We start from the raw sequence: 13,152 nt of genomic DNA on the forward strand, positions 1-13,152 counted from the left end.
AAAGCCACTCATTTTGAGTGGCTTTTACTTTTACATGTAAGGATATTTTTGATTATCACTAAAAACTGCCTTGTAACCCTTGACTACACTGTTTTTGACACGGAAAACAACCTTTTGGACAGTGGAGTTACACCGCTTGTTTATCTGCATGGAGGGTACGGCGATGTTTTTGAAAAAATCGAAAAAACACTTGAAGGTAAAAGTGTGGGAGAGAGTATTCACATTCAACTCTCACCCAAAGAGGCATTTGGAGAGTACAAGCAAGAGTTTGTTTTAATCGAAGAGCGCACGATGTTTGAAGATGATTTGGAAGTCGGGCAAAATGTTGAAATGGTCTTTAGCGAAGATGATGAGAGCGAGATCATGTTAACGTACGCGGTGGTTGAAATCCTAGAAGATCGCGTTATTTTAGATGCCAACCATCCTCTCTCAGGTCTTAGCATCATCTTTGATGGTACCGTCATCGGAGTCCGAGATGCAACCAGTGATGAAATTGAGAAAAGACTCCTCGGGCATGAAGAGTCTTTAGTCGCACACCAAGACTAAGTAAGTTTCGCTTCCAACGCTTCGACTACTTGGTGCATTTTGTACAGTGAATCAGGATTGAGGGAGATCGAATCAATCCCATTTTTCACCAAAAACTCCGTAATTTCAGGGTAATCAGAAGGCGCTTGTCCGCAAATACCGATGTATTTGCCGCGTGTTTTACATGCTTCGATTGCCATTTTCAGCATTTTTGTCACGGCAGGATTACGCTCATCGAAAATATGTGCAATCATCCCACTCTCTCTGTCCACCCCTAAAACAAGCTGTGTCAGATCATTCGATCCAATCGAATAGCCATCAAAGATTTTCAGAAACGCATCGGCAATGATCACATTGGCAGGTATCTCGCACATTGCGTAAATTTTGAGTCCATTTTCCCCTTGCACCAAACCTTGCGCGTTCATAATGCCAATGACTTTCGCCCCTTCTTCGGGTGTTCGTACAAATGGAAGCATGATAACAACATTGCTCAGCCCCATCTCGTCTCGCACGCGTTTGAGCGCTTCACACTCCCATGCGTATGCCTCTTTGTAACTTTCATCGTAATAGCGACTTGCACCACGAAACCCTATCATAGGGTTTTCTTCGACAGCCTCGTAAGCTAGACCTCCAAGCATATTGCGGTATTCATTGCTTTTAAAATCACTCGTGCGAATGATGACGGGTTTGGGGTAAAATGCCGCGGCGATCATGCCCACACCTTCGCTGATCTTTTGCAAGAAGAACTCTTTAGCATCATTATACGGAGCCATAAACGCTTTGATGGCTTCTTCATCTTTGACTTTATTTCCTTTGTGCATATTCACCAGTGCCATCGGATGGGCATTGATGGAATGCGTCATAATAAACTCCATGCGAGCAAGTCCGACGCCATCATTGGGCATTTTGGCAAGATTGAACGCTTCGGCTGGATTGCCCACATTCATCATGAGTTTTGTCTTTGTCTCTTTGAGGGAGCTTAGATCCATCGTTTTACATGTAAAGGCAATTTCACCTTCATAGATGTAGCCTTCATCGCCCTGTGCACAGCTGACGGTAACTTTTTGAGCGTTACTCAGCACGTCAGTGGCATTGCCACATCCTACGACCGCAGGCACACCGATCTCACGCGCAACGATGGCGGCATGACAGGTTCGGCTACCTCGGTTGGTAATGAGCGCAGAAGCTTTTTTCATGATGGGTTCCCAATCAGGGTTGGTCGTATCGGCAACCAAAACATCTCCCTCGTTAAAGCGAGCAAATTCGGAGGTCGTGTGGATGACGTTAACTTTTCCACTGCCTATTTTATCGCCCACGGCGCGACCCGAGGTGAGAAACTTCGCATCTTTGGTACTATCGAGTGTATATTTTTCGATGGAAATATGGTTTTGAAGCTTACTTTGCACCGTTTCAGGGCGCGCTTGAACGATGTAGAGTTTGCCATCCAAGCCATCTTTTGCCCACTCAATGTCCATCGGGCGTTTATAATACTCCTCAATAATGAGTGCATGCCGCGCTAATTGTAACACCTCACTCTCAGTGATGCAGAAGCTATTTTGCTCCTCTTGTGTTGTTGGAACATTGATGGTATGGGTTGCTTCGCTGTAGAGCATCTTCTCTTTTTTACTGCCCAAAGAACGTTTTAAAATCGTATTGAGCCCTTGTTTAAGGGTTGGTTTAAAGACAAAAAATTCATCGGCATTGACTTTACCACTGACGACATTTTCGCCCAATCCCCAAATAGCATTGATTAAGATGATATTTTCTGAGCCACTCTCGGTGTCAATACTAAACATAACGCCACTGCTGGCTTTATCGCTTCGAACCATCTTTTGAATTCCCACAGAAAGCGCAACCTTAAAATGATCAAACCCTCGACTGCTACGGTAACTAATAGCACGATCCGTAAATAAAGAAGCATAGCACTGCTTCACACTTTGCAAAAGTTTTTCAGGTGTGTCAATATTTAAAAAGGTCTCTTGTTGTCCTGCAAAACTGGCATCGGGAAGATCTTCAGCCGTGCCTGAGGAGCGCACAGCAACATCAATATGTTCTGAGCCATACTCTTGTGAGAGCATATGATAAGCACTTTGTAGCTCTTTACTCAGCTGTTCAGGAAGGGTGGCATTTAAGATGAGCTCGCGAATGGTATGACCACACGTTTGCAGAGCAAGCGTATCGGCACAATCAAGATTTTTTAGGGATGCTTGGATTTTTGCATCGATGCCATTTTCTTTAAGTAACAGACGATAGGCATCGCTCGTGGTCGCAAAACCATTGGGAACACGAATGCCTTTGGTCGATAATTTTTGGTACATTTCGCCAAGATTGGCATTTTTACCACCCACAAGGGCGATATCACTGAGGTGAAGTTCATTGAAGAATCGAATGTAACGCATCATAACCTCCCGTACGAAAAGTTACTCCTATAGTAGCACAAAACAGAATTAAGGTTGCTATAAAAAGAAGATTACATGTAAGGCAAAAATGAGTTATTTTTGCTTCAACCAACGCTTAGCACAGACCAAAGTCGTACCCAATAAAATAAATGATGCGAACCAAAAAGAGGCATAAGGATGCACAAACTGGTTCATGATGTATGCCAGCATTGGTCCTAGTGCCGCACCAAAGTCTATCAGCAATGAGTAGGTCGTCATAATTTTGATTTTGGCACCATTACTGGCCGTATCGGCTGCCAAAGCATCGGCAATGGTTGTCAAAGATGTTGCAGTAGCTTGTAACAAAAGAAGCACGCTGATCCATAGCCAAAGGGGCAGATTAAACGAGACAAGCGCAAAGAGAATGCTCGCTAAAAGAGTCGAAATCAAAAGTAAAGGGTAACGACCGTCTTTTCCATCGGTTAAGCTGCCAAACAGAGGGGCTAAAAAAGGCTCAAATCCCCAACGAATTGCTTGAAGGATACCTGCAAGTGATGAAGCGCCAATGAGGCAGCCAAAGATCAATACCACCGAACCATTATGAATATTAATCAGATACGAGAGTGTTGATGTCACAATTCCTTGGTAAATGAGCGCAAAAAACATCCCAATGCCTAAAACCGATAAGACTGTACGATTGCTCCACAGTGAAAAATGTCGTTCATCTTCGACGTGGTGCGCCACCATACCTTGGGATGTTGGTTTAATAACGATAAAAACAACGGGTAACGCGCAAAGGGTTACGAGACTAAAGATCATCGATGTGGTGGTTAAGCCATAAAAATCTGCTAAAAATCCTCCAATCAACATGCCCACTAAGCTTCCAAGGCGATACAAGCCATTGTAAAGCCCCATACTTTTACCTCTCGTCGCATCGGTTGCATATTCTAAAATCGTAAAATAAGCACCTAACCTTAAAAATCCCCACGCAACGCCCCAAAAACAACGCGCAATCAAAAGTCCAATAAATCCTTGAATTAAACCATACGAAAGAGTCGTTCCAAATGCCAACAAAACCGCAATCAAAACGCCTGTACGCGCACTGATTTTGGTGTAAAGCCAGCCGATAAGAGGATTGAGAGGGAGTCTGACTAAGCGGTTGATGGATAAAAGAATGCCTACTTGCCATAACGAAGTAAGCCCAGCTTCTTCAAAGTGCGTAGGTAAAACAACGTAAAGCATGGAATCGCCCACTAAGCAGACAGCGGTAAGAAGTGAGATAATAATGATTGGATTTTTCTGAAAAGTGGGAAGCGTTTCGGGTTTCATAAAACCAGCTATGCTATTGGATTTTACATGTAAAAGAAAAAAAACGTATTAAATGGTCGGAGTGACGTGATTCGAACACGCGACCTCTACCACCCCAAGGTAGCGCGCTAGCCAGGCTGCGCTACACCCCGACACATTTAAGAGTTTGGATTTTAACAAAGATAACCAAAAAGTTTTATTATAATTAAGAAAAAATCATGAATGGAATGAATGAAAGAAATTCTCTTAACCACGTTTAATGCGCGCTATGCACACACCTCCATCGCGCAACGCTATTTGTTTGCAAATCTTGAAGAGCTTCAAGAAAGAGCGAAAATACTAGAGTTTGTCATCAACTCTCAAGTCGTCGATGCCGCAGAAGAAATTTTGAGTTACCAGCCCAAAATCGTAGGTATTGGTGCGTATATTTGGAATGCTTTGGAGGTGCAAGAGCTTATAAGTATTCTTAAAAAAGTTGCGCCTCAGATTTTGATTATCCTTGGAGGTCCTGAGGCGAGCCATTTTCCCCATCGTGTCGATTTTAGCAAAGCAGACTACATCATCCAAGGGGAGGGCGATATTGCTTTTTATCAGCTCTGTAAAACACTTTTAGAAGGAGATCTACCGCTTGAACGTGTTATTAAAGCGCCTATGGTTAATTTAAGCGCCATCAAACTTCCGTACGATTACTACACAGACCACGACATCAAAAACCGTTACTGCTATGTGGAAGCGAGTCGTGGATGTCCGTTTACCTGCGAGTTTTGCCTCTCTTCAGCGGATAAAAAAGTACGTGACCTCGACATTACACGCTTTCTTGCAGAACTTGAAAAACTCTGGCAACGAGGAGTGCGCAATTTTAAGTTTATCGACCGAACGTTTAACTTGAGTATTGAAAATGCAACAAAACTTTTGGACTTTTTTCTCTTCAAACCAGAAGAGTATTTTGTCCATTTTGAGGTGATACCCGACCATTTTCCCTCAGTCCTTCGTGAAAAAATAGCACAATTTCCTCCAGCAGCGCTCCAACTGGAAGTGGGCATTCAAACGCTTGATCCTGAAATATCTAAAAATATTCACAGGCGGCTTAACATCCCAAAGATTGAAGAGAATCTTGCCTTCTTGCAAAATGAGACGCATGCCCATTTACATGTAGACTTGATTATCGGTCTGCCAGGGGAGAGTTTGGAGGGTTTTGGGCGCAATTTAGATAAGCTCTATTCGCTGACACAGTGTGAGATTCAAATCGGCATCCTCAAAAAGCTCTCGGGAACAACGATTTCAAGGCATGATGAGATTTACGGTATGGAATACTCCGATAAACCACCCTATGACATCTTGCAAAATGATCTGATTCCTTTTGAGCAGATGCAAAAGATGAAGCGCTTTGCACGCTTTTGGGATATGATCTACAACAGTGGCAATTTCAAAAAAAGTGCCACCTATTTGTGGCGCGAAGGCAAGGTGTATGAAGGCTTTTATGCCTTTAGCGAATGGCTTTATGCGCAAACAAAATCAACATGGCAAATTTCGCTAGATCGTTTAGCCGAGTTGATCTTTCGGTATCTTTGTGAGGTGATGAAACACGATGAAGCAAGCATAAAAGCTATTTTGATCGAAGATATTATGACGGTTCGTGGACGTAAAATGCCCTCTTTTTTGCGTGAAAATTACGTACCCAATGAGGCGCAAAAAGAGGGATCTTTAAAGCTCAATAAACGACAGTTAAAACATGCCACAGTATAATGGCGATTTTTTAAGGAGAAGATAAAATGAAAATTGATAAAAGTTGGTGGACGGATATTATAAGTGTGAGCTTGATTGGTGTTTCATTTGTGGTGCCAGAGCCGTATGCGCATTGGAGTTTGTTGACAGGACTTTTTGCCTTCTCAGGTGCGATTACCAATCAAATTGCCATTCACATGTTGTTTGAAAAAGTACCTTTTTTGTATGGAAGTGGTGTGATTCAGCTGCAATTTGAGGCGTTTAAAACTTCGATTAAACATTTGATGATGGATCAGTTTTTTACCAAAGAGCAGTTGGATGCTTTTTTTGAAAAAGAGAAGAAAACGCTTGATTTAGCGCCTGTGATTGCAGATATTGACTTTTCACCTGCCTTTGATGCACTAACGAAAACCGTGATGGAGTCATCGTTTGGCGGCATGCTCGGTATGTTTGGCGGGGAACGCGCATTAGAGGGGCTTCGCGCACCTTTTAGCGAAAAACTCAAAGATGCCATCATCGAAATCAGTGAAAGTGATGTATTTCAACAAAAAATAGCACAAAGTATCCAAAATTCATCACTTAGTGATGATATGCTTATCACCATAGAGCAGATGATCGATGCAAGGCTGAGCGAGCTGACACCACAGATGGTCAAAGAGATCGTGCAGAATTTCATCAAAGATCATTTAGGCTGGCTCGTTGTTTGGGGTGGATTTTTCGGAGCATTGATTGGGCTTCTTTCAACATTGGTTCTATAATACATAAAATAATACATAATAAAGAGGTTTCATGGAGTGTTCGTATTTTGGGAAATGTGGTAGTTGTACGCTGTATACGTTGGACTATGAGGCGCAAGTTGAGCATAAAAAAGCACAGATGCAGACGTTGTTTTTCCCTTTACATGTAAACGCATTTGAGTACTTCCAAACCCCCTCAGAACACTACCGCGGACGCTCTGAATTTCGCATTTGGAAAGAGGACGATACGATCAGCTACGCCATGGGTTCTATCGATAAAAAAGGGGCTGTGTGTATTGAAACATGCCCTAAAGTTGAGTTAAAAATCTATACATTGATGCCTGAGCTTCTCAAACAAATAGAGACTTCCACCATGCTTCGTGAAAAGCTTTTTGCGATTGAATTTTTAGCTTCTTCAGAACATCTTTTGGTCACGCTCATCTACCATAAGCCTTTACATCTAGAGTGGGATGAAGAAGCTAAAGTGTTGGAAAAAATGTTTGGTATTTTGGTCATTGGGCGAAGTCGTGGCATGAAACGTATCCTTTCACAAGACTTTGTCGAAGATCGTTTCGAGATTGCAGGAAGAATGTATCGCTACCATATCATTGAAGGAGGCTTTTCACAACCCAATCGTTTGATGAATCAAAAAATGATCAGCTGGGTTTTAAGCCATCTTGAAAACTGTGAGGATTTATTGGAACTCTACTGCGGTTATGGTAACTTCACGATTCCCATGGCGCAGAAATTTCAAAAGGTTTTAGCGACTGAGATTTCTAAAACGTCCATCAAATCAGCACTTCAAAACTGTGAACTTAATGATGTCCATAACATCGCTTTTTTGCGTATGAGCGCTGAAGAGCTCACCTCGGCTTTGAAAAAAGAGCGTGAATACAACCGCTTGGCGGGCATTAATTTAGAAGACTACACCTTTAGCCATGTCTTTGTCGATCCACCTCGTTCGGGGATGGATGAGGCGAGCTTAGCATTTATCTCTCAGTTTGAAAACATCATCTATATTTCGTGCAATCCCGAGACACTAAAGCGTGATTTGGAAGTGTTAACGTCTCAGTACGCCATCCTCCATTTTGCCTTGTTCGATCAATTTCCGAACACCGAGCATTTGGAGTCTGGCGTTATTTTAAAACGCCTTTAGCCCTTTTACATGTAAAGGGCTAAATCTTAAAGAGCGCTAGTTTTGAAGCAAGGGTTTTGGAGAGATTGAGAAGCTCATCCGAAGAGGTATTGAGGTTCTTTACATCGCTACTGTTTTGCAGAGATGATTCATAAATCTGACCAATATTGTTAATAATCGTTGTTGTATTTTGAGAAAGACGCTTAGAAACCTCTGACGCGATCTGCGAAGCATCGGATGCCTCTTTGATAATAGACTCAGTCGTGCTAATCTTAAGCTCAACCTCTTCAGAATTGTTCGCCATTTGCTCAATAAATTTATAATTTTCACTCATCTGCCCACTCGCATCCATAATGTTTTGAACAATGACATTAATAGTCGCATTAATCTCCGTAAGACTGCGTTGGGTGCGCTCCGCCAAGTTTCGCACTTCATCCGCCACAACGGCAAACCCACGACCGTGTTCCCCCGCACGCGCCGCTTCAATAGCTGCATTGAGTGCCAAAAGATTGGTCTGATCGGCAATATCAGAGATGACAGTAAGTACATTTTTAACTTGATTGGCATCTTGGCTTAATTGTTGCAAGCGCTCAGATGTATGTGATTCAACCTCGGAAGCTTGTTGAATATTGGCAACCAAATGTTTGATCTCTTGGGCTGTAGTGTTGAGTGTTTTAGACGCATTTAAGATATTTTCACTCGTTTGTGTTGCATTGAGCGTATTTTGCTCTAGCGTTGTTTTCATTGCATCGCCCAAATCTTTGGTCTGTTTGACAAAATCACGCTCTGCAACCATACGTTTATCGACTTCATGGGATATACTTGAAAATTGATGTGCCATCGAAGCACTCTCGGTAGATGTTTTTGTTGAAGCCACAACGGTTTGATGAATCTTTTCGATAAATTGATTGATGTTTTCAGATAAAGCTGCGATTTCATCTTTAGAATTGATTTGAATGCGCTTGGTAAGATCACCACTTCCTTTAGCAAGATCGAGCGTAATGGTTGAGAGCGCATCAATTGAATTGGTCATACTGATGACCATAACACGCGTGAAAATAAAGAAAAAGACCATCCCACAGACAGATCCTACAATTAAAATCAATCGATCATTCCCTGTGATCAAAAATGATACTAAGATAATATTTGCCATAAAACCACATAAGGTTCCGATTGCTAAAAACCAACCTTTTGTTTTAATCTTAATTTGATTAAGAAACATTACTCCTCCTTGAATGTAAACCCGTTGATTATAACAAATTCATATGATAAAAGGAATGGATAATCGAGGCAAAAGATTGGGTGTGCTATACTCACCACTTAAAAATTTTTTAAAGGAGCAATAATGGAATGCGACATTTCAAATATTAGCATGCCTGGTGATGCAGGCATAAAAGACATTTTTTCGATGTGTAAGAGTATTGCCATTATTGGTTTATCTCCTGATCCAACCAAAGATAGCCATAAAGTGGCACGCTACTTGCAAGAATGTGGGTTTAAAATCTATCCGATTTATCCTAAAGAGGAGATGATTTTAGGTGAAACCGTTTACCGAACTCTTTTAGAGATTCCTGATAAAGTGGATATGGTAAATATGTTTCGAAAGCCTGAAATCGCCGATAGTTTGATCGAAGAGGTTTTAAAAAAAGGTGATGTGAAAGTCTTTTGGTTGCAATTGGGCATCGTCAATAATCAAGCGTGTGCCAAAGCACATGAAAACGGCCTCATTGCCGTACAAAATCGATGCACCAAAGTAGAATATGAAAGGTTAATGAAATAAAATGATAGCTCTTAGTGAAATAGTCAAAGCAAAACGACAACTGGCCAATGTGGTCACAAAAACACCGTGCGCACTTGCTCCTCATTTGAGTGAAGAAGTAGGCGCACAGGTTTATCTCAAAAAAGAGAACCTCCAAATTACAGGAGCATATAAACTCAGAGGTGCTTACAATAAAATCGCCTCTCTCACCAAAGAAGAGCGTGCTCAAGGCGTGATTGCAGCGAGTGCGGGAAATCATGCCCAAGGTGTTGCTTACTCAGCGCGCAGTTTTGGCATTTCTGCCACCATTGTTATGCCTGAAGCGACTCCACTTTTAAAAGTAACGGGTACAAAAGCCTTAGGGGCTGAAGTGATTTTGAGTGGCGATAATTACGATGAAGCGTATGCGTATGCGCTCACCTACGCCAAAGAGCACGGTCTTACCTTTATTCACCCGTTTGAAGATGACATCGTCATTGCAGGGCAAGGGACGGTTGCATTAGAGATGATCGATGAGATCAATGATCTTGACATTATCGTTGTTCCTATCGGTGGAGGAGGGCTCATCAGTGGTATGGCTTCTGCCATCAAGCAGATCGATCCAAAAATCAGAGTCATCGGTGTCAATGCTTCGGGGGCACCCGCGATGTGTGAATCTTTTTATGCCAAAAAAGCGATCAACTCTAAAAGTGTACGCACCATTGCTGATGGTATCGCCGTACGCGATGTGAGTGTGTCAAATTTGGAGCATATCTTGGAGTGTGTCGATGAAGTGGTTACGGTGGACGATGAAGAGATCGCTGCGGCTATTCTGTTTTTGCTTGAACGTCAAAAACTGGTCGTTGAAGGTGGCGGTGCAGCGAGTGTTGCAGCCATTATGCACCAAAAATTTAACTTTACTAAAAATATGAAAATAGGTGCAGTACTAAGTGGTGGAAACATTGATGTTCAGATGCTCTCGGTGATTATCGAAAAAGGTTTGATCAAATCGCATCGTAAGATGAAGTTGGTGATTACACTTATCGATAAACCGGGCTCACTGATGCGTCTGACAGACCTGTTTAAAAATGCCAATGCCAATATTATTCAGATTGATTACGACCGATTTTCAACCAATCTTTCGTACGGTGATGCGCAAATTACGATTATGCTAGAAACCAAAGGGATTGAACATCAAAAGATGATCGGTTCACTTTTAGAAGCCGCAGGGTATGCTTTTAAAGAAGAGGTCTAAACGAAGTCAGTGAGGGGTAACCCCTCACGTTTAGTCGAGTTGTTGGTAGGCTTCTAAAAGTGTTTCACGAAGAGCGTCTGAGAGTGTCTCTCCATTTTCACAATACTCTTTTAAGAAACCATCCAAATGACTCAGAAGCTCAAAGAGATCGGCTTCGATCTCTTTAGCACTCTTCTTTTTTGCCATCATCGTCTCAAAAAAGACCAATTTACGAATAAAATCAGAAAGAATCTCTAAAGCCTCATCTTCATTTTTGCCTTCTATTAGTTTAAAAGGACGCTCATCGGGTGTTTTAGAACTATCAAGACTGAGCTTTATGTTGCGCACATGATCTTGGATGATGGCTGAAAACTGCGCATAACGCTCAAACGAACCTTCACCAGAAAAGGCATCCAGTTTGTTGGTTAGTTTTCCTATCTGTTTTATCAATACAAACGCCACCATCGCTACAATCATCACAACTGGAATCAATTGTTCCATCATCTCTTATCCTTACATGTAAACCAAAATTAGTGCGATAAGATTTGCTCCAAAAAGAGTTTTAGACGGTCTGACTCAGGGTTTTGGAAAAACTCCTCAGGTGTATTTTCCTCGACGATTTGACCTGCATCCATAAAGATAATCCTATCGGCTACCTTTTTTGCAAAACCCATTTCGTGCGTTACACAGACCATCGTTTTATCTTCGCGCGCTAATTCTATCATAACATCCAAAACTTCGGCTACCATTTCGGGGTCAAGTGCGGAAGTTGGTTCATCAAAGAGCATAATTTTAGGGTTTTTACACAAACTTCGAGCAATCGCAACACGTTGTTGTTGTCCACCTGAGAGCTGGTTAGGGTATTTGTGTGCTTGATTGGCAATACCTACACGCTCCAAATACTTCATCGCAGTCGCTTCTGCCTCTTTGCGTGGCGTCTTTTTAACCCAAATAGGCGCAAGCGTGAGGTTATCGAGGATGGTTAAATGCGGGAAAAGGTTGAAGTGTTGAAACACCATGGCAACCTCTTCACGAATCGCTTTAATTTTCTTAACATCATTCACAAGCTCAATACCATCCACAATGATATTACCTTCTTGAAACTGCTCAAGATAGTTGATACAACGAATGAGCGTTGATTTACCCGAACCTGAAGGTCCACAGACAACGATAATTTCACCTTTATTGATGGTTAAGTTGATATCTTTTAAGACGTGAAAATCACCGTACCACTTGTTTAAGTTTTTAATTTCTATAATTTCTTTTCTATCTTTCATCTTCTATTCCTATCTCAAATTAGTATTAAATCGTTTTTCAAGCTTTTGGCTAAAGGTTGACATTGAGTAACAAAAGAACCAAAAGATAAAAGTAACAAACACATAGCCTTCCGTCTCATAGCCCAGCCAGTATGAATCAGCAGCACTCAAACGGACCATCGCTAAGAGGTCAAAAAGACCAATAATAAGAACCAGTGTTGTATCTTGGAAGAGGGCAATCGCAACACTTAACAGGTTAGGAATAGCCACTTTTAACGCTTGTGGAAGAATAACCAAAAACATCTTCTGCCAATACGAAAGCCCAATGGCATCGGCTGCTTCAAATTGACCTTTGGGAATAGACTGAAGTCCACCACGAATATTTTCAGCAATATACGCTGCTTCAAACATCGCAATACCAATGAGCGCACGTAGCAATTTATCAAACGTCACTCCCTCAGGAAAGAAGAGTGGCAAAATGATCGATGACATAAAAAGAATCGTAATCAGTGGCACACCCCTGATAAACTCGATGTACGTCACACTGATACTTTTAATAATCGGCAAATGCGAAGCACGACCCAGCGCTAAAAGAACACCCAGTGGAAATGCAGCAGCAATACCAACCGCGGCGACCATAATGGTGAGCATCAAACCGCCCCATTTATCGGTTGGAACCATTTCAATTCCAAAAAAGCCACCGTGCACCAATAAAAATCCAACAATAAAATAGATATGGGCTAAAACAACCTTGACCAAAGGACGTTTAAGATACTTAAACGCAGCAATCAGTACAAAGAAGAGTCCATAAACCGTGTTGATTCTCCACCTAAGCTCTGAAGGGTAAAACCCGTACATAAACATATCGATTTTCATACGTATAAAGACCCAACACGCACCACCACTGGTACAATCTTCACGCGTTGTTCCTGCAAAGTCGGCATTGATGTAAGCCCATTTGACAAAAGGAGGAATAATCCAAGAAAGCACCATAAGGCCTAGAAGCGTTAACGCAACATTGAGCGGTGTCGAGAAGAGATTCTCCCTGATCCAGACGGTGAGACCCTTTGTATTTGAAGGAGCTTTTCGTTCATTAATTTTGTTATAAATTGCCAT

The 13,152-nt window shown here is 41.8% G+C and carries 12 protein-coding genes and 1 tRNA gene; 6 read left to right on the plus strand and 7 right to left on the minus strand.

The genetic code is table 11. From position 1 onward, the window contains the following. Positions 1 to 48: 48 nt before the first annotated feature. A complete protein-coding gene (locus SHALO_RS07855; RefSeq protein ID WP_069478048.1) occupies positions 49 to 546 on the plus strand; it encodes an FKBP-type peptidyl-prolyl cis-trans isomerase in 498 nt (165 codons plus the stop codon). Here the strand turns inward: SHALO_RS07855 and ppsA are convergent. The 3 genes from ppsA to SHALO_RS07870 form a co-directional block, all read right to left on the minus strand. After that, positions 543 to 2,924 (minus strand): phosphoenolpyruvate synthase, encoded by a 2,382-nt coding sequence (gene ppsA, locus SHALO_RS07860; protein WP_069479372.1) that lies wholly within the window; start codon positions 2,922 to 2,924, stop codon positions 543 to 545. The two genes, SHALO_RS07855 and ppsA, sit on opposite strands and share 4 nt — an antisense overlap. 93 nt (positions 2,925 to 3,017) lie before the next feature. Next, positions 3,018 to 4,232, minus strand: a complete 1,215-nt coding sequence (locus SHALO_RS07865; RefSeq protein ID WP_069478049.1) for an MFS transporter — start codon at positions 4,230 to 4,232, stop codon at positions 3,018 to 3,020. A 53-nt stretch (positions 4,233 to 4,285) separates the two neighbouring features. Beyond that, a tRNA-Pro gene (locus SHALO_RS07870) sits at positions 4,286 to 4,363 on the minus strand. A gap of 79 nt (positions 4,364 to 4,442) precedes the next feature. Here SHALO_RS07870 and SHALO_RS07875 point away from each other — a divergent pair. The 3 genes from SHALO_RS07875 to trmA are packed head-to-tail and all read left to right on the plus strand — an operon-like array spanning position 4,443 to position 7,829. Next, positions 4,443 to 5,957 (plus strand): B12-binding domain-containing radical SAM protein, encoded by a 1,515-nt coding sequence (locus SHALO_RS07875; RefSeq protein WP_069478050.1) that lies wholly within the window; start codon positions 4,443 to 4,445, stop codon positions 5,955 to 5,957. 26 nt (positions 5,958 to 5,983) lie between these two features. Next, positions 5,984 to 6,694: a DUF445 domain-containing protein gene (locus SHALO_RS07880; RefSeq protein ID WP_069478051.1), complete on the plus strand. Its 711-nt coding sequence runs from the start codon at positions 5,984 to 5,986 to the stop codon at positions 6,692 to 6,694. A gap of 31 nt (positions 6,695 to 6,725) precedes the next feature. Next, positions 6,726 to 7,829 carry a tRNA (uridine(54)-C5)-methyltransferase TrmA gene (trmA, locus tag SHALO_RS07885; RefSeq protein ID WP_069478052.1) on the plus strand — a complete coding sequence of 368 codons (1,104 nt, stop codon included), beginning with the start codon at positions 6,726 to 6,728 and terminating at the stop codon, positions 7,827 to 7,829. 19 nt (positions 7,830 to 7,848) lie between these two features. Here the strand turns inward: trmA and SHALO_RS07890 are convergent, their stop codons facing one another. Beyond that, a complete protein-coding gene (locus SHALO_RS07890; RefSeq protein WP_069478053.1) occupies positions 7,849 to 9,030 on the minus strand; it encodes a methyl-accepting chemotaxis protein in 1,182 nt (393 codons plus the stop codon). Between the two features lie 123 nt (positions 9,031 to 9,153). On the opposite strand from SHALO_RS07890, the gene SHALO_RS07895 reads away from it, so the two are divergent. Both SHALO_RS07895 and ilvA read left to right on the plus strand, forming a co-directional pair. Beyond that, positions 9,154 to 9,588 (plus strand): CoA-binding protein, encoded by a 435-nt coding sequence (locus SHALO_RS07895; RefSeq protein ID WP_069478054.1) that lies wholly within the window; start codon positions 9,154 to 9,156, stop codon positions 9,586 to 9,588. Between the two features lies 1 nt (position 9,589). After that, the gene (gene ilvA, locus SHALO_RS07900) at positions 9,590 to 10,801 is read left to right on the plus strand and encodes a threonine ammonia-lyase (RefSeq protein WP_025344739.1); all 1,212 of its coding nucleotides are present in this window, start codon (positions 9,590 to 9,592) and stop codon (positions 10,799 to 10,801) included. A gap of 30 nt (positions 10,802 to 10,831) precedes the next feature. Here ilvA and SHALO_RS07905 read toward each other — a convergent pair whose 3' ends face one another. The 3 genes from SHALO_RS07905 to SHALO_RS07915 are packed head-to-tail and all read right to left on the minus strand — an operon-like array spanning position 10,832 to position 13,152. After that, positions 10,832 to 11,284, minus strand: a complete 453-nt coding sequence (locus SHALO_RS07905; RefSeq protein WP_238585217.1) for a hypothetical protein — start codon at positions 11,282 to 11,284, stop codon at positions 10,832 to 10,834. 26 nt (positions 11,285 to 11,310) lie between these two features. After that, a complete protein-coding gene (locus SHALO_RS07910) occupies positions 11,311 to 12,057 on the minus strand; it encodes an amino acid ABC transporter ATP-binding protein (protein ID WP_069478055.1) in 747 nt (248 codons plus the stop codon). A 9-nt stretch (positions 12,058 to 12,066) separates the two neighbouring features. Next, complete coding sequence (locus SHALO_RS07915) at positions 12,067 to 13,152, minus strand: amino acid ABC transporter permease (RefSeq protein ID WP_069478056.1); 1,086 nt, start codon at positions 13,150 to 13,152, stop codon at positions 12,067 to 12,069.

It is taken from the genome of Sulfurospirillum halorespirans DSM 13726 (genome assembly GCF_001723605.1).
Taxonomy (GTDB): Bacteria; Campylobacterota; Campylobacteria; order Campylobacterales; family Sulfurospirillaceae; genus Sulfurospirillum; species Sulfurospirillum halorespirans.